Here is a 16,563-nt window from a genome sequence, read left to right as displayed (position 1 = left end):
TCTGTTTTCCCGTTAGCGCGCCATTTTTGGCGTCGTTCTAAAACGCCGTTTGGCGCTGTGCCGTAATCAGCAAGCACTGGGCCAGTTCGAAATCAGTTGGATTTATGTAATTATATCAATGAAATAAGGTGAATTTCACGTTGCTGCGATGCAGCAAATTTTGGCTATTTCGTGTGTGAAGGCGCACACGAATTTCATGCTAATGTGCGACAGACCGCACAGGGTGCCGGATCCAGAGTTGAAGGATCGGATGACGAAAAAAAAGCCCGTCTAACTGACGGGCTCGTGATCGGTTGATTAGCGCGGGCGTCGGAATTCGGCCGGGACAATGTTGTATTTGGTCAGCTTGTCGTAAAACGTCTTGCGCGGGACGCCAAGCGCACTGACCGTGGCCGTAACATTGCCGCCATGTTCGCGCAGGGCTTCGGTAATCAGGCTTTTTTCAAATGCCTCGACTTGCTGGGGCAGGGGGACGGCATAATTGTCTTCGCCATCTTCGCTGTTTGCCAGGGGATCAAGGCCAAGCACCCGGCGTTCGGCGGCATTGCGGAGTTCGCGTACATTGCCCGGCCAGTCATAGGCATTGAACCGTGCCAGTTCCGCCGCACTCAAGGCGGTGACGGTACGGTCGAACCGCTTGGCGGCATCACGGGTGAAATATTCAAACAACAGCGCGATGTCATCCTTGCGATCACGAAGCGGGGGGATATGCAGTTGCACGACATTCAGACGATAATAAAGATCTTCGCGAAACTCACCGCGTGCCGATGCCGACCGCAGATCGACCTTGGTTGCTGCAATAACCCGCAAGTCGATTGGCAGGACCCGGTTTGATCCAAGCCGTTCTACCGCGCGTTCCTGCAAAACCCGCAGCAATTTGATTTGCAACGCAAGCGGCATGCTTTCGATTTCATCAAGGAACAGCGTGCCCTTGTCGGCAAACTCGAATTTGCCGATGCGTTTGTGATCGGCCCCGGTGAAGGCGCCGGCTTCGTGACCAAACAGTTCTGATTCAATCAGATGTTCGGGCATGCCGCCGCAATTCACCGCCACAAACGGGCCGGGACGCCCCGACATTTCATGCAGATTGCGCGCGATCACTTCCTTGCCCGATCCGGTTTCGCCATTGATCAGGACATGGGCGTTGGTGGCCGCGACATTGCCGATCAGGGTGCGGAGCTTTTCCATCGCCGGATTGCGGCCGATAAAGTCCGATGCGTTTTTGGAATGGCGTGCGAGTTCGATCTTGAGCGTGCGGTTTTCAAGCACAAGGGCGCGGTGGCTCATTGCGCGGCGGGTAATGTCGATGAACAGATCCGGGGCATAGGGCTTTTCGATAAAATCAAATGCTCCGTCATGCATGGCCTGAACAGCGGTTGCGACATCCCCATGCCCGGTGACCAGAATTACCGGCATTTCCGGGTCGATCTTTTTGACCTCTGTCAGCAGATCAAGGCCGTCCATCTTCGGCATGCGAATGTCGGAAATCACCACACCCGGCCAACCTTTTTTCAGGCGTTCAACCGCAGACGCGGCGTCCGAGAATACTTCGACGGGGATGTCGGCAAGCTCCAGCGTTTGCTGTGCGGCTTCACGCACATCTTCGTCGTCATCAACAAACAGAACGCATTCGGCACTGGTTGGCACTGGCTTATCCTTTGACCCGATAACTGGATCAGAGGACAATTTACGTGTCAGCCCTGATCGTGATGGTTTGCAAGGTATGAGCGGGTTTCTGACGGTGTTTTAGCAGCCGTGAAGGCGGGCGTCGAGATGCTGTTTTTCGGCTCCGTATCGCCGGGGCCATCATAGCGGAGCTCGACAATGAAGGATGCGCCGCCTTGCGGGCGGTTTTCCGCACGAAGCGTTCCGCCAAAGCTTCGAATGATGCCATAACAGATTGAAAGACCAAGCCCCAGACCATCACCAAACGGCTTGGTGGTAAAGAAGGGATCAAAAAGCTTGGGCAGGTTGTCTGGCAAAATGCCATGCCCGTTGTCATTGACCTTCACAATCACCCGGTCTTCGCCGCCGGTAATCGCGATATCAATTTCGGGGTTGGCCATATTCTGGCAGGCATCCGCGGCGTTATTGATCAGGTTGGTAAAGACCTGGGTCAGCTGATTGGCTTCGGCAATGACGTGTTTGACATCGCCGTGCTGGTGCAGGGTGATGTTTTCGACACCTGCGCGCCCGCTTTCAATCGCAAGATCAATTGCCATCTGCATCTGGGCCGGGACATCGACCGGATGATTATCCTGTTCCGGGCGGCGCGAAAATGTTTTGAGGTTGCCGGTAATCCGCCCCATGCGGTCGGTCAGTTCTGAAATCCGTTGAAGGTTGCGGTTTGCCGTTTCCTTATTGTCGCGCGCGATGAACTTCATCGCGTTTTCCGCATAGTTCCGGATGGCGGTCAGGGGCTGGTTGATTTCGTGGGCGATCCCGGCGGACATCTGACCAAGGGCGGCAAGCTTGCTGGTTTGGACCAATTCGGCTTGTGCCGTGCGCAGCGCGTCTTCGGTGCGTGACCGTTCGGTAATTTCTTCTGCCAGACGCTGGTTGGTGTTCATAAGATCGGTCGTGCGCAGGCGAACCTGACGTTCAAGTTCGCGTTGCGACCAGTCGCGGATTTCAAGCTGTTCAAGCATCGCGCGCCGGCGTTGCAGAATGATGAATATCAGACCGGTCAGAATGATATGCGCAGCCCCGCCCATTGCACCTGCACTGATCACGGATCGATCCAGCACGGATTTATCGGTCAAAAGAAACATCCGCCAGCCCTGTTTGGGGAGTGTGCTTGCCGTCACCAGATAGGTTGTCTTGTCTGGCGTGGTCTGGCGCGTTTGCGGTTTGCCGGTTGCTTGTTCGTTGGCGGTTCGTGCCTCGTCTTCGCTGGCAACCGGGCCGAGGCTGAGGATTGCCGGGCTATCATCAACCGGCCATGCCCCATCGAGTAAAGGCATGGGTTCAAGCGGGTAGTCACCATATTTGCGCGATGCGATCAGGCGGGGGCGATCATTGTTGCCGAGCCCGGCAAGGTCGCGAAACCGCCAATCGAGATTGGATGAAATGATAACGACGCCGTTCTGATCGGTGACCAGAACGCTTTCGCTGCCGCGTGCCCAACGCTGCACAAGGGTTTCAAGGTGGGTCTTGACCACCACGGCACCGGCAAAACGCGTCCCGTCCGGGCGCACCGGGTGGGAGATGTAATAACCTGGTACGTTCGAGGTAATCCCGAAGGCAAAGTAATGACCGGTCAGGCCGCTTTTGGCCTGCTGGAAATAGGGGCGGAAGGAAAAGTTGCGCCCGATAAAGGATGCATCGCTGTTCCAGTTGCTGGCCGCCAGGGTGTCGCCATTTTGATCCATGAAATAGATGTCTGAGGCGCCGCTGTCGGCGGCCAGTTTTTCAAGGTAAATGTTGACGGCCTTGGCGATTACCGGATCGGCATGGATTGCAAGATCGATGATGCGTTTATCCGATGCCAGTGTAATCGGCAGATATTCGTGTTCCTTGATCGCGCCCTGAAGGTTGGATCGATACAGCTCAAGCTTGTTGCGCCCATCTTCCGTGATGTCGATCAGCTTTGCCTCATGCCAGAACGTCGTGACCAACCACACGGTTACCGGCAGCAGTGCAAGCAAACCGCATAATACGATCCGGGATATTCTTTTGATTGAAACCGAAGAGTTCAGCATTCTGTCCACGTTGGCGTTGGGCTTTGATCGCCCCTTCTTAAGGGTGGGAAGTCTTCCCTTAAAGGTGGGGCGCCGGGATTAGATTACAAAAAGATTTCAAAGCCCAGCGCAAATTTTATCGATGCTTCTCATGCTTGATAATAGTTGGATCAGGCTGTACCTATCAGGAAAGCATCCGCGGGATTTTCAGACCACATTTATGCACGGTTGATCAAGCCCGAACAAACCTGTCAGGAAAGTTCCCTGCATGAGCGACGAAGACACACACCTGATCTGGGTTCTGGCCGATGATCGCGCCGGGAACGTCAATCAGGCGGTTGGCGTCGCGGAGGCACTTGCTCAGCCCTTCAAGCGCATTGATATTGGCTATACAGCTTTTGCTAAACTGCCAAATTTCCTTCGCCGTGCGACCCTGATCGGGCTTGACGAAGCTTCGCGTGCGCGACTAGTGGCTCCGTGGCCTGATCTTGTTATTGCCGCAGGACGTCGAACGGCGTCAGTGGCCCGCTGGATAAAGAAACAAAGCCGTGGTCATACGCGTATTTGTCAAATTATGCGTCCAGATGGCGGCGAAGGCTCTTTTGATCTAATTGCCGTGCCTGCCCATGATCGTCCGGCTGTGCGCGAAAATGTTGTCGAAATCCCTGGTGCGCCGCATCGGGTGACTGAGACCAGGCTTTTGATTGAAGCCGACAACTGGCGTGCCCATTTCAAAGGACTGCCAAGCCCAAGATTTGCGGTGGTCATTGGTGGTAGCACAAAAAAAACCACATTCACCACCACGATGGCAAAAGAAGTCATAACGCGTGCAATTAATGCCGCGCAGAGCGTCGACGGTTCTTTGCTTGTCACGACCAGTCGGCGTACCGGGGCAGAATGCGAAGAATTTATTGCCAGTTGTCTTGCCAGTTCTGGGGTGGCCTATCACCTGCATGACTGGAAGTCGCAGGAAGAAAATCCTTATTTCGGTTATCTTGCTTTGGCTGATGTGGTGATTGTAACGAGTGATTCTGTCTCGATGTGCTGCGAAGCCGCAGCATCCCCGGGCGGCGTATATATCTACGCGCCGGACGGATTGGCAAACGAGAGGCATCAACGTTTGCATCAGACCTTGTTTGAAGGCGGCTACGCCAGACCGCTTTTGCCCGACACAGAGCTGGTGCCATTCAAGCATCCGTCCTTGCAGCCAGCCCGCATGGTTGCGCAGCGCTGTCTGGAGCTTTTGGGGGCTCCCTGACCTGAAAGGTCGATAACACCTTGTTTTGTCGTGGTGTATCGGGTCTATTCGCGGGGCACCACCACCAAGGAATATCGCCCCGATGTCTTCGTCCCCGACTGATCCCGCAGCTGTGCGTGCGTTAAACGCACCGCAATTGTTTCCACGCCACATTGCAGTTGCGATTTTGGCTGCTGTTGCCTGCTTTTTTGCGGCAAACCATGTTGCCGCACGTCTGGCATTTGAAAACGGGACAGGGCTGCTTCTGGCTGTTTTATGCCGCTCGGCTGTTGCGCTTTCGATCCTGATTGCGATCGTCTATTTCAAATGTCATTCCATTCGTTTGCCGCGTGGCCTGGTGCGCTGGCAATTGGTGCTTGGCCTGATGATCACGATCCAGAGCCTGTGTCTTTATTCCGCAGTGGCCCGTGTGCCGGTCGCCCTGGCGTTGCTGACGGCCAATACCTTTCCGATCATTCTTGCCTTGCTGACATGGGGGCTTGGCGGTCCGCGCCCGACATTGCGTGCGGCAGGTTTGATGTTGTTTATCCTGTCTGGCCTTGTTCTGGCGCTTGATCTTCCGGGTATTCTCGGCGGCGGGGCAGAGGTGACATCAAGCTGGTGGCTGGGCATCGGTTTTGCCCTGATGGCGGCGACCGTTCTTTCGGTGGCTTTCTGGGTGACCGATCACAAGCTTGCCGGGATCAGCGGTCCGGTGCGCTCGATGTTCACCATGCTGGTTGTTTTTGTTTCGATGATCATTGCCGGGATCGGTGATGTCGTGCCTGGTGGCATGGGGCTTCCGAATGCCATGCCGGGATGGATGGGGCTTATGGCCTTGATGCTGCTTTATGGCGGGGCGTTCGCGGTTTTGTTCATCAATGTGCCGCGTCTTGATATGGCGCGTAATGCGCCAGTAATGAATATGGAGCCAATCGCGACATTGCTGTTTGGCTGGGTCATTCTCGGCCAGATGATCAGCCCGGTCCAGATGCTGGGCGGGTTGGTCGTGGTCAGCGGTATTGTCATTCTGACCCTGCGCAAAGGGGCCTGAGCCGATAAAAAAGGGAGCCATTTGGCTCCCTTCTTGCAGTGTGTTTGTTTTATCAGACGGCTTGTGAATGACGCCCGTGCGCGTGGTTGAGATAGGTATCAAATGCTGCACAAACCGCACGCACCAGCGGACGGCCCAACGCGCTCAGTTTAATGTAGTTCCCCTGAACTTCGACAATGCCATCCCGGGTCATTGCCTTGATGCGTTCAAGCTCTGGCGCGAAGCGATCGGCCGAAATGCCGTGGCTGGCGCAAACCGGGTCAAGGTCAACGGCAAGATTGCACATCAGTTCATTAATGATGTCGCGGCGTAATTTGTCTTCGCTGGTCAGGGCAACACCCTTTTCAATGGCGCATTTGCCACCTTCGACCGCGCGCTGCCAGCGGGCCAGTGCCGGATCATTTTGCGCATAACCCTGCGGCAGGGATGAAATCGCAGACGGGCCAAACCCGATCAGGGCTTCTGCCCGGTCGGTGGTGTAGCCCTGGAAATTCCGGTGCAGCAGGCCATCAGACAGGGCGCGCGCCATGCTGTCAGCCTGATGGGCGAAGTGATCAAGGCCGATGGCGACAAAGCCATGCTTGGCAAGGCGGTTCTGGATTTCCTCATACTGCGCCCAGCGTTCTCCGGTGTTTGGCAGGGCCTCGGTCGGGATAAGCTGTTGATGCTTTTTCATCCACGGCACATGGGCATAGCCAAAGACCGACAGCCGGTCGGGGCACAGCTCCACCGTCTGATCAACCGTTTCGCGCAGTGAGTCCACGGTCTGGAACGGCAGGCCATACATCAGATCGACATTGATGCCGGCAATTCCGTGCGAGCGCAATTTGGCAATCACATCACGGACGAGCTGCATGCTTTGAATGCGGTTGACCGCCGTCTGGACCTGTTGGTTGAAATCCTGAATGCCGATACTGGCACGGTTAAAGCCGCACTCGACCATGGCTTCCATGAAATCATCGGTCGCGGTGCGCGGATCCATTTCAATGGCGATTTCGGCATCATCAAGGATATCAAGTCGGGCGCGAATTGCGTCCATGATAGCGCGCAGATCGTCAGCCTTGAGGATGGTCGGGCTGCCGCCACCAAAGTGAATGTGCGACACAGTGAATTTCTGGTCCGCAGGCAGTTTGCCAAGCGTACCTTCGATCTCGGTCAGAAGGGCTGTGACATAGCCATTCACCGGCTTGTAAGTTTTGGTGATCTTGGTGTTGCAACCGCAGAACCAGCACATTTCCTCGCAATAGGGGACATGCAGATAAAGCGATAGCGGTTGCGCGGGATCAAGATCGCCCAGCCAGCCTTCAAACACCTCGCCATTCACATCGGCATGGAAATGCGGCGCGGTCGGATAGCTGGTATAGCGCGGCAGTCGCAGGTCGTATTTTTCGTAAAGGGCAAGCTGCATGACGGACATCCCGATAATTCGTTCTGTCCGTCTTTTGCATTATTCCAAACTTGCCTGCCTTGATATGCGTCAAGGGTGGGGAACAGGGAAGCCGTGTCGTTCGCTTAACGCCAGCAAAATGTTGTCCTTGCCGTCAATAAAGGCATAGCCATTTGCGGTGCCGGTTTGCAGCGATGATGTATCGCCGGATTTCAGGATCATTACCGGAAGTGACTGATGATCTTCGCCCAATAGCGCAATCACATCGTGTCGGGGACGCGGCCAATTGATATGGCGAATATCAAGTCCGGCAAGCAAGTCCGGAAAAGATCCCAAAACCCCATCAATCAACGCACAATGCCAGCAGTAAAAGCGTTGGTTTGGCCATGCGGGATCTTCGAAGTCGGGTTTGAGCAGGAATATCGTATCGCGTTCCAGATCCGGCATGGGGTGTGGCCTTTTTGGTGGTGGCACTCGGTTTGCGCCGTGGCGATGTCAGGGACGGCCTTCAAAGATGCTTGAAGGCCGATATCAAATCGGCACGAAGGGCGGCCAGACGGTCACGGCCTTCGTCTTCTTCATAGGGTTCGGCGGTACCAACGCCCCAAACCGGGCCCGGCCATGCGGCATCGTCCTTGAAGCGGCCGATGACGTGGCAATGAAGCTGTGGCACCATATTGCCCAGCATCGCGACATTGGTTTTGAAGGCATCAAAGCGACGCTTGATGACGCTTGAAACCGCCGCGACTTCGTCACCCAGGATTTTGCGATCTTCCGTACTCAGGTCGTCATAATCGACAAGGTCGGGGCGCTTGGGTACCAGAATAAGCCACGGATAACGCGCATCATTCATCAAAAGCACATGCGATAGTGGCCCGTCGGTGACAAGGGTGGTATCGGCGGCAAGCTGGGGATGAAGGGTGAATGCGTTATTCATGGTCAGTCCTTGTTATTGTGATAGCCCGAACAATGTCCCTGCTTATAACCTGCCGTTCTTTCTCTGTCTTGGTCTGTGGTGTGAAATCCATAAGATGGCTGCGCGGATAGGGGCGAAAATTGGCGAGAAGGTCAGGCCCTCCCGCCCGGGAAGTCATGCGACCTTTACATCGCGATGTTTGGCAAGAAGCTGATCAACAAGGCCGATGACTTCTTGTTCGGCTGCGTGAATGGAGGCCTCGGTTCGTTCGTCGGCGAACTCGTCATATTCAATGGCCGCACCAAACTGATCGGTGATGCCGATATATTGCAGCGGGGTAAACAGCCCGCCTTCAACAAAGTTCAGATGCGCAATACGACCATCCGGTCCATAGCCATAGTCGCCACGTGATGACAGGGCGACAATCGATTTGTTGCCTGTCACCATTGGCCAATAGGGAACGTCGCCACGCGTTCGGTCAAAGCCGAATGTCCGGCCAACGCGGACAATGTTATCGACCCAGGCCTTCATCTGTGACGGCATGCCGAAATTATACATTGGCACCCCGGCAACGATGATGTCGGCGGCAAGCAGCTCGTCGACCAGTTGATCGCTTTCGCGCAAGGTGTGGCGCATCCATTCTTCGCGGTCTTCGGGTTTGGTGAATGCAGCATGGACCCAATCCCCGGTCACCGGGCTTGGCGGATTTGCGCCGACATCGCGATAGATGACTTCGGTTTCCGGTCGCTTGGTCAGCCAGTGTTCGATGAACTTGGCCGTCAGGCGGCGGCTGTGCGAACCATGTTGTTTTTGATCGGATCTGCCGGGCCGGGCGCTGCTGTCGATATGAAGAATTCTGGTCATCATGTTCTCCATGTGATGAAAATGGCTCATCTGTATTTTGGTTTGATGACCAAGGATTGACGGAAATTTATTCACACGGCAAAATCGAATTCCTCAGCCAACAGATGAGTTGAATTCATTCATATGTCCTTGCCGCCGCTTGCGACCCTGCGCGCCTTTGAAGCCGCAGCACGCCATCAAAGTTTCAAGAACGCCGCATCCGAGCTTGGCGTCACGCCGACCGCGATCAGCCATCAGGTCCGCCTGCTTGAAGAAACGCTGGGTGTCCGGTTGTTTGACCGCAAGCCACGACAAGTTGTTCTGACCGATGTCGGGCAGGAGCTATATCCGGTTTTGCGGGATGGCTTTGCCGCCTTTGCCAAGGCGGTTGATCGGGTGCGGAACCGCCCGGTATCGCGCAGCATGACGGTTTCGGTCATTCCATCCTTTGCGGCAAAATGGCTGTTGCCACGCCTGTCGCGGTTTCAGGCGAAATACCCCGATATCAACTTGCGACTTCACACCTCGCCAGAGGCCGTCGACCTCGCAGGTGGTTTGGCGGATGCAGCCATTCGCTATGGTGTCGGACCCTATCCGGGATTGGTTGCGTACAAGATGTTTCGCGAACAGTTCGTGCCACTTTGCAGTCCGGCATTGGGCCTGAAAAAACCGGAAGATTTGCGCAATGCGACCTTGCTGCATTTTGACTGGTTACGCGTCGATGATGCGACCCCGACATGGCAAAGATGGGGGCAGGTGGCAGATGCTGCAGATCACTTGCCATCTGCGGGGATCAGTTTTTCCGATGACAGTCACGCCATTCAGGCGGCGATTGCAGGCCAAGGCGTTGTTTTGGCCAGTCCGGTGATGGTGCGCGCAGAAATTGATGCAGGATTGCTGATGATGCCATTTGGCCCGGAAATCAAAGGGCATTGTTATCACTATGTGCACACTGGCCGGGGCGATAACCTTCGCGAAGTTGAAGCATTCGGGGAGTGGATCAGAAGCGAAGTGGCATCTTCGGTGCCAATTCCCGAGCAATCCGGCGATTGACGATTGACCTTGCGGGCTGCATCGGAAACCATGTGCCATTGTTAATCATTCGTGTGGATGGATCATGCCCCGCTTTGCCGCCAACCTTTCGTTTCTGTTTGCCGACTTGCCGTTTGAAAAACGGTTCGCCGCGGCGGCAGATGCAGGCTTTGTCGGGGTGGAATATATTGGCGCCTATGACATGCCGTTATCGACGGTCAAATCGCTTCTGAGCGACAACGGTCTGGAACAGGTTTTATTTAACCTGCCAGCCGGTAACTGGGAGGCTGGTGACCGTGGTCTTGCCTGTCGCCCTGGGCGCGAGGAAGCTTTTCGCGACTCAGTCGTGCAGGCGCTTGATTACGCGGCGGCAACAGATTGCAAGATGCTCCATTGCATGGCCGGTTTGATGGGCAAGGGCGAAGATCCCGGCGAACTCGCCCGGCTTTATTGCGACAATCTGCTTTATGCTGCGGACCTTGCCGATCAGGCCGGGGTCGATATCCTGATCGAGCCGATCAATCCGCTTGATATGCCGGGCTATCTGTTGAATTCCGTTGAACAGGCGGCCGTGATCCTTGAACAGCTTGACCACCCGCGCCTCAAACTGCAATTCGATATCTATCACGCCCAGATTGTTGGCGGGAACATCGCCGCACGGCTGGATAAACATATCGACAGCATCGCCCATGTGCAGGTCGCCGGTGCACCGGGTCGGCATGAACCCGACAGTGGGGAACTGAATTACCCTTTCCTGTTCTATATGCTGGATCGCATTGGCTATGAAGGCTGGATCGGCTGCGAATACAAGCCGCACGGCAAGACCGAAGACGGGCTTGGCTGGGTCCGTCCATGGATGCCAAAACCCGGCGCCTGATCCCCCGGATTTATTCGATCAGGATGGCACGAAAATCATTCACATTGGTCAGGGTCGGGCCGGTCACCAGAAGATCATCGATCTTGGCAAACGCGCTATAGGCATCGTTGTTGGCCAGATATTCGCGAAGGTCGATACCGGCCTCCTGGGCGTTTTGCCAACTTTTGGCGTCAATGATTGCCCCGGCGTTGTCTTCGCTGCCATCAATGCCATCGGTATCAATCGCCAGTGCCGTGAAACCCGGCTGATCGCGAAGTTGCAACAAAAGTGACAGCAAGAACTCGCTATTGCGGCCACCCCGGCCACCCTTGCCGCGCACGGTGACGGTTGTTTCACCACCCGAAAGCAAGACACAGGGCTTTGCCGCCGGTTGGCCATGATTGGAAACCTGATGGGCAATCCCGGCATGAACGATGGCGACTTCGCGTGCCTCACCCTCGATGGCGTCACCAAGGATGACGGCATTCAGCCCCATGTCACGGGCAACCGATGCTGCGGCCTCGAGGCTATCCTGCGGGCGGGCCAGCATGATGGTTTCATGGCCGTCAAAGCAGGGATTATCGGGTTTGATGGTTTCGTCCTCTGCACTTTGCAAAAGGTCCTTCGCGGCCTGCGGAATGTCGATCTGATAATGGCGGATGATATCAAGCGCATCCTGCCCGGTCGTCGGATCGGAAACCGTCGGGCCAGACGCAATGATCGCCGGATCGTCGCCCGGCACATCAGATACAAGATAGGTCACCATGCGCGCCGGTGCCGAGGCCTTGGCCAGGCGGCCCCCCTTGATCGCGGAGAGGTGTTTGCGCACGCAGTTCATTTCTGAAATGGTCGCACCGCTGCGCAAAAGCGCCTTGCTGATGGCCTGTTTGTCTTCAAGGGTCAAACCCGGACCGGGCAGGGCAAGAAGGGCCGATCCACCCCCGGAAATCATGCAGACAACCAGATCATCGGGGCCGGCATCAGAAACAATATCAAGGATACGCTTGGCCGCCTTTTCGCCCGCAGCATCGGGGACCGGGTGGGATGCCTCGACAATTTCGATCTGATCGCATTCAACCGCATGGCCATAGCGGGTGACGACCAACCCTTCGACGTCGCCTTTCCAAGCCTTCTCGAATGCACGCGCCATATTGGCCGATGCCTTGCCCGCACCAATGACGATGGTTTTGCCCTTGGGTGGTTCGGGCAGGTTGCGCGGGATCTGAACCCCGGGGTCGGCGGCCTTTAATGCCGCATCCATCAAAGCCAAAAGTTTTTCGCGCGAAGTCGTCATATCGGGTTTCCCTGATTGGATTGTAGCCGGTTTGGTCCGGGTTTTTAAGTCGCCTGCTTGTCAGATGCGGTCTTGAAGAAATCGATCACGGCCTGCAGATGGTTTGACATCGCCTTTTCGGCAGCGTCCGGGTCGTGGGCCGCGATGGCTTCGATAATGTCGCGGTGATGTTCCTGCACCATGCGATCAAAGGTCGGGCCGACCATGCCATTGAAGCGAATTTCATTGAGTGCTGCCTGCAACACATCATGCAGCATTTTCATCACGTGATAGTAAATGATCGAGCCCGTCGCCCGGCCGATCATCATGTGCAGGCGGTGGTCATCATCCGCGCGATATTTGGCGGCCCGCCGTGGGTCATGCGCCTGACGATAAGCCATGCGCAGAAGTTTGATATCCTCGTCACTGGCGTTGATGGCGGCCCGCCGTGCAGCCCAGGTTTCAAGCGTGCAGCGAATTTCCTGAAGATCGCGCAGATTACTGATCGAATCGCGCACCAGATCGGTCATCGCGGTGTCCATGTCGATCCCGGTGGATGACAGGATTTCGGTGCCGCCACCCTGAACTGCGCGCAAGTACCCGCGGGTCTTGAGCTTTTGCAAGGCGGCACGTACCGACACGCGGCTGACCGACATGCTTTCGGCAAGCTGGCGTTCGCCGGGCAGGCGATCACCGGGCAGAAAAATGCCATCCGAGATCTTTTCAAGAATTTGATCGGCAACCTGATCCGCAATCCTTTTGGGGCGCTTGGTTTCCGCGTCGTCTTGTGCCTGAAGCGTCTTGGCAGACGGCATGTTGGGTTGTCTCCAATCGTGTTTTTCTCTGCCAGTGCAGCGATGCCGATATTGGTTCGCGCAATGGTCATACCAGTTTACGGGATGTTTGGCGGCGACGCAAAGTGTCGATATGCGCGGCGCGCGCTTATTGCAGTGCAATCTTGTTTCGGTAGAGATAAATTGATAGTTCAACAGGGGATGAATGGCGTATCCGCCCCACTTTCACTGGCGTTTCGGCGGCAGTGATACCGAGGGATACCGCCATCAGACCTTGCAGATACCCAAAGACCACCAGATTTCAGGAGAACACGCGTGCCGAACCAAGCCGGGACCCTTTTGGGCCATGATGATCCCGCCCCGTTTGAGATATTGAACGAAAACGGCAAGGGTCATTCGCTTTTTGTCTGTGACCACGCGTCCCGGGAAATTCCCAAAAGCCTTGGCACGCTTGGCCTGCCCGAGGAAGAGCGCAAACGCCATATCGGTTGGGATATCGGTGCGCGCAAGGTGACCGAAATTCTGGTTGAACGGTTTGATTGTCGCGCAGTTTTGGGCGGATTTTCGCGGCTTGTCATTGATTGCAATCGTCAGCTTTGGGATCCGACCGGGATGCCAGAAATCGCCGATCAGACCGTGGTTCCGGGCAACAAGAATGTTTCGCCCAGCGAACATATGCAGCGCATCCGTGAGATTTTCCTGCCCTATCATTGGGCGATTGAAGAACAGATTGCCAATTTCCACGCCCATAAAATCGCCCCGGCGCTGATCGCCATTCACAGCTTTACCCCGGTGTTTCAGGGCTTTGAACGCCCATGGGAAATCGGTGTTTTGTGGGATCAGGATGATCGCATTCCGGTGCCGTTGCTTGAAACACTGCGGGCGCAAAACCCGGATTTGACCATCGGCGACAACGAACCTTATTCCGGGCGTCATTTGGCCGATTACACGATTGACCATCACGGCGAGGCGGCTGGTCTTCCCTGTGTGTCGATTGAAATCCGTCAGGATCTGATTGATACTGATGCGGGATGTGAAAAATGGGCAAAAATCCTTGGCGATGCCTTTGCCGACATCCTTGCGGATCCGAACCTATACAAGATCAGGAGAGACTGATTTGGCAGGGGCCAACGCGCGCGAGCCGGGGTTTTCCATCGGCATAGAAGAAGAATTCTGGCTCGTGGATCGTGAAACCCGCGATCTTGCCAAAGATCCGCCTGCCGAATTCCTTAAGGATGCCAAGGCAAAGCTTGGCGACCAGGTCTCAAGCGAGTTCATGCGCTGTCAGGTCGAAACCGGAAGCAAGGTGTGCAACAGCGCACTTGAAGCGCGCGAGCAGCTTATTGAAATGCGCAGCACGCTTTCCGAGGTCGCGGCGAAATACGATATGGCGCTGCTGGCGGCGTCGACCCATCCCTTTGCCCAATGGGACGATCAGAAACATACTGATGGCGAACGGTACAACACCATCGCGCGCGATTTGCGCACCGTGGTCGACCGTTTGCTGATTTGCGGCATGCATGTCCATGTCGGCATCGAAGATGATGACCTGCGCATCGAACTGATGGCGCAGGCGAGCTACTTCTTGCCCCATCTTCTCGCACTCACCACCAGTTCGCCATTCTGGCGCGGCAAGGAAACCGGGCTTCAGACATTCCGATTGTCGGTGTTTGATAACCTGCCGCGCACCGGCCTTCCGGAAGTATTTGGCTCGTGGGCGGAATATCGCCGCCATGTCGATATGTTGATCAATGCCGGTGTGATCGAAGATGGCACAAAGCTTTGGTGGGATTTGCGGCCCTCTGATCGTTGGCCGACGCTTGAAATGCGGATCGCCGATGTTTGTACCGACCTTGAAGATGCGGTCTGTGTTGCATCGATTACGCGATGCCTGATGCGGATGCTGTATCGTTTGCGGCGCAACAATCAACGCTGGCGAATTTATGCCAATATGCTGGTGCGCGAAAACCGCTGGCGGGCGTGTCGTTATGGCAGTGATCCGGGCGAGAAGGCCGGGCTGATCGATTTTGGCCGGGGTGAAATTGTGCCCTATGCCGATCTGCTGGAAGAAATCCTTGAACTGATCCGACCCGACGCCGAATTCTTTGGCTGTGTCGATGAAGTCGAACATGCGCGCACCATCATAAAACGCGGCACCAGTGCCCGCAGACAGCGCGAAATATATGACGCAGCAATCGAACTCGGCGCCTCGTCAAAGGACGCATTGATCGCGGTTGCCGATGTGCTGATTGAACGGACGGATCCCAACGCAAGATCGGATACCTAGAGTCTGCTCGGATTATCTTACATCGTTTTGCCGAGGACATTCTTGTGTCCGGCAAGGAATGGATCGCAGGGCGTAGCGGTGCTACGGTCAAGATCCGTGACGCTGCAGGGCGGATAAATGTCCCGGCCCGAAGGGTTCGGTTTGGCGATGTTTCGCTGCGTTACACCGCTTGAACGATGCTCCACATCGCCCTTCGCGCTGTGCCTTGCCAAACAGATTCGCCAAACACGAACAAAAGCGATGCAAGCTAATCGGAGCAGACTCTAACGGGCTTGTCAGCGACCGGTGCATTGAGTATCGTCGCGCCGAAACGGGTTTGGGCCCTTTGAATTCCGCGCATCGGATATCCGCTGTGCAATCCATCATCGGAGAAGAATTGATGACCGAAGTCGGTGGTATCGCAGCCGATCAGCTTGCGAGTTATGTCGAGCGTATCGAACGCCTTGAAGAAGAAAAAGCCAACCTGATGGCTGACATCAAGGAAGTCTATGGCGAAGCCAAGGCGCTTGGCTATGACGTGAAAATCCTGCGCCAGATCATTCGTCTGCGCAAAATGGAAGACCACGAGCGCACCGAACAGGAAGAAATCCTGGAAGTCTACAAACGTGCGCTGGGTATGAGCTGACACCATCCTGTCAGCAGACGTGCCGAGAATACCAAAAGCCCGCTTTCAAGCGGGCTTTTGCGTTTGTAATCTTGGCATATGACAACCGCATCCCGCCCCGAAATCACAGCCGAGGTCTCCGAAGGTGTCTGTCGGCTGTTATATCATCATGAAATGGCCTGCCTGACGGAGCTTCGTCTGGGCAATGGTCGCAGGCTTGATGTGTTGGCGCTTGGCCCCAAAGGGGAACTTTGGGCTGTCGAGGTCAAGTCATCGGTCGAGGATTTCCGTGTCGACCAAAAATGGCAGAGCTATCTCGATTACTGTGATCGGTTCTTTTTTGCCGTTCCGATGCACTTTCCCAAGGATCTGATTCCTGATGATGTCGGACTGATCGTTGCCGACCGGTTCGAGGCTGCGATCATCCGTGCAAGTGCGGAAAAAAAGCTTTCCGCAGCGCGTCGAAAAAAGCTCCTGATCTCCTTCGGACAGACCGCAGCAGGGCGAGTAAACAAGTTTTCTTCAAAGGAAAATGTATTGGGCTAGGCTCTCGAAAGGATAGTTTCCTGTTATTGTTTCATATTTATGAATGGCATTAAG

The 16,563-nt window shown here is 55.4% G+C and carries 16 protein-coding genes; 8 read left to right on the top strand and 8 right to left on the bottom strand.

What is annotated here, in order from left to right:
* Nucleotides 1–297: 297 nt before the first annotated feature.
* Both AC5Q5A_RS15765 and AC5Q5A_RS15760 read right to left on the bottom strand, forming a co-directional pair.
* Nucleotides 298–1,647 (bottom strand): sigma-54-dependent transcriptional regulator, encoded by a 1,350-nt coding sequence (locus tag AC5Q5A_RS15765; protein WP_493895858.1) that lies wholly within the window; start codon nt 1,645–1,647, stop codon nt 298–300.
* Between the two features lie 47 nt (nt 1,648–1,694).
* Entirely contained in the window at nt 1,695–3,647 is a 1,953-nt protein-coding gene (locus AC5Q5A_RS15760; RefSeq protein WP_493895857.1) for a sensor histidine kinase, read from the bottom strand.
* A gap of 301 nt (nt 3,648–3,948) precedes the next feature.
* Here AC5Q5A_RS15760 and AC5Q5A_RS15755 point away from each other — a divergent pair, with 301 nt between their 5' ends.
* Together AC5Q5A_RS15755 and AC5Q5A_RS15750 are read left to right on the top strand one after the other, a co-directional pair.
* Nucleotides 3,949–4,938 (top strand): mitochondrial fission ELM1 family protein, encoded by a 990-nt coding sequence (locus tag AC5Q5A_RS15755; protein WP_493895856.1) that lies wholly within the window; start codon nt 3,949–3,951, stop codon nt 4,936–4,938.
* A gap of 82 nt (nt 4,939–5,020) precedes the next feature.
* Nucleotides 5,021–5,971, top strand: coding sequence for an EamA family transporter (locus tag AC5Q5A_RS15750; protein WP_493895855.1), 951 nt, complete (start codon nt 5,021–5,023; stop codon nt 5,969–5,971).
* 52 nt (nt 5,972–6,023) lie between these two features.
* On the opposite strand, the gene hemN is transcribed toward AC5Q5A_RS15750, so the two are convergent.
* From hemN to AC5Q5A_RS15730, 4 genes are all read right to left on the bottom strand, one after another.
* Entirely contained in the window at nt 6,024–7,379 is a 1,356-nt protein-coding gene (hemN, locus tag AC5Q5A_RS15745; protein WP_493895854.1) for an oxygen-independent coproporphyrinogen III oxidase, read from the bottom strand.
* Between the two features lie 69 nt (nt 7,380–7,448).
* Nucleotides 7,449–7,805 carry a DUF3088 domain-containing protein gene (locus AC5Q5A_RS15740; RefSeq protein WP_493895853.1) on the bottom strand — a complete coding sequence of 119 codons (357 nt, stop codon included), beginning with the start codon at nt 7,803–7,805 and terminating at the stop codon, nt 7,449–7,451.
* Nucleotides 7,806–7,866: 61 nt separating this feature from the next.
* Nucleotides 7,867–8,295 (bottom strand): HIT domain-containing protein, encoded by a 429-nt coding sequence (locus tag AC5Q5A_RS15735; RefSeq protein WP_493895852.1) that lies wholly within the window; start codon nt 8,293–8,295, stop codon nt 7,867–7,869.
* Between the two features lie 153 nt (nt 8,296–8,448).
* On the bottom strand, nt 8,449–9,138 hold the full coding sequence (locus AC5Q5A_RS15730; protein ID WP_493895851.1) for an FMN-dependent NADH-azoreductase: 690 nt from the start codon (nt 9,136–9,138) through the stop codon (nt 8,449–8,451).
* Between the two features lie 123 nt (nt 9,139–9,261).
* Between AC5Q5A_RS15730 and gcvA the strand changes: the two genes are divergently transcribed.
* Complete coding sequence (gene gcvA / locus AC5Q5A_RS15725) at nt 9,262–10,170, top strand: transcriptional regulator GcvA (protein ID WP_493895850.1); 909 nt, start codon at nt 9,262–9,264, stop codon at nt 10,168–10,170.
* 64 nt (nt 10,171–10,234) lie between these two features.
* On the top strand, nt 10,235–11,026 hold the full coding sequence (gene otnI, locus AC5Q5A_RS15720; protein WP_120225048.1) for a 2-oxo-tetronate isomerase: 792 nt from the start codon (nt 10,235–10,237) through the stop codon (nt 11,024–11,026).
* Nucleotides 11,027–11,036: 10 nt separating this feature from the next.
* Here the strand turns inward: otnI and AC5Q5A_RS15715 are convergent, their stop codons facing one another.
* A complete protein-coding gene (locus tag AC5Q5A_RS15715) occupies nt 11,037–12,299 on the bottom strand; it encodes a glycerate kinase type-2 family protein (RefSeq protein WP_493895849.1) in 1,263 nt (420 codons plus the stop codon).
* Nucleotides 12,300–12,343: 44 nt separating this feature from the next.
* Nucleotides 12,344–13,093: a FadR/GntR family transcriptional regulator gene (locus AC5Q5A_RS15710; RefSeq protein WP_063087159.1), complete on the bottom strand. Its 750-nt coding sequence runs from the start codon at nt 13,091–13,093 to the stop codon at nt 12,344–12,346.
* Nucleotides 13,094–13,387: 294 nt separating this feature from the next.
* On the opposite strand from AC5Q5A_RS15710, the gene AC5Q5A_RS15705 reads away from it, so the two are divergent.
* The 4 genes from AC5Q5A_RS15705 (at nt 13,388) to AC5Q5A_RS15690 (ending at nt 16,509) form a co-directional block, all read left to right on the top strand.
* Nucleotides 13,388–14,188 (top strand): N-formylglutamate amidohydrolase, encoded by an 801-nt coding sequence (locus AC5Q5A_RS15705; protein ID WP_008891342.1) that lies wholly within the window; start codon nt 13,388–13,390, stop codon nt 14,186–14,188.
* A gap of 1 nt (nt 14,189) precedes the next feature.
* Nucleotides 14,190–15,359, top strand: a complete 1,170-nt coding sequence (locus AC5Q5A_RS15700) for a carboxylate-amine ligase (protein WP_008891343.1) — start codon at nt 14,190–14,192, stop codon at nt 15,357–15,359.
* Between the two features lie 379 nt (nt 15,360–15,738).
* Nucleotides 15,739–15,984 (top strand): DUF2312 domain-containing protein, encoded by a 246-nt coding sequence (locus AC5Q5A_RS15695; RefSeq protein ID WP_007090950.1) that lies wholly within the window; start codon nt 15,739–15,741, stop codon nt 15,982–15,984.
* A 78-nt stretch (nt 15,985–16,062) separates the two neighbouring features.
* Nucleotides 16,063–16,509 (top strand): MmcB family DNA repair protein, encoded by a 447-nt coding sequence (locus AC5Q5A_RS15690; protein ID WP_493895848.1) that lies wholly within the window; start codon nt 16,063–16,065, stop codon nt 16,507–16,509.
* Nucleotides 16,510–16,563: the final 54 nt, after the last annotated feature.

Source organism: Thalassospira sp. CA1, assembly GCF_059052855.1.
This window is presented reverse-complemented; position numbering and strand designations above follow the sequence as displayed.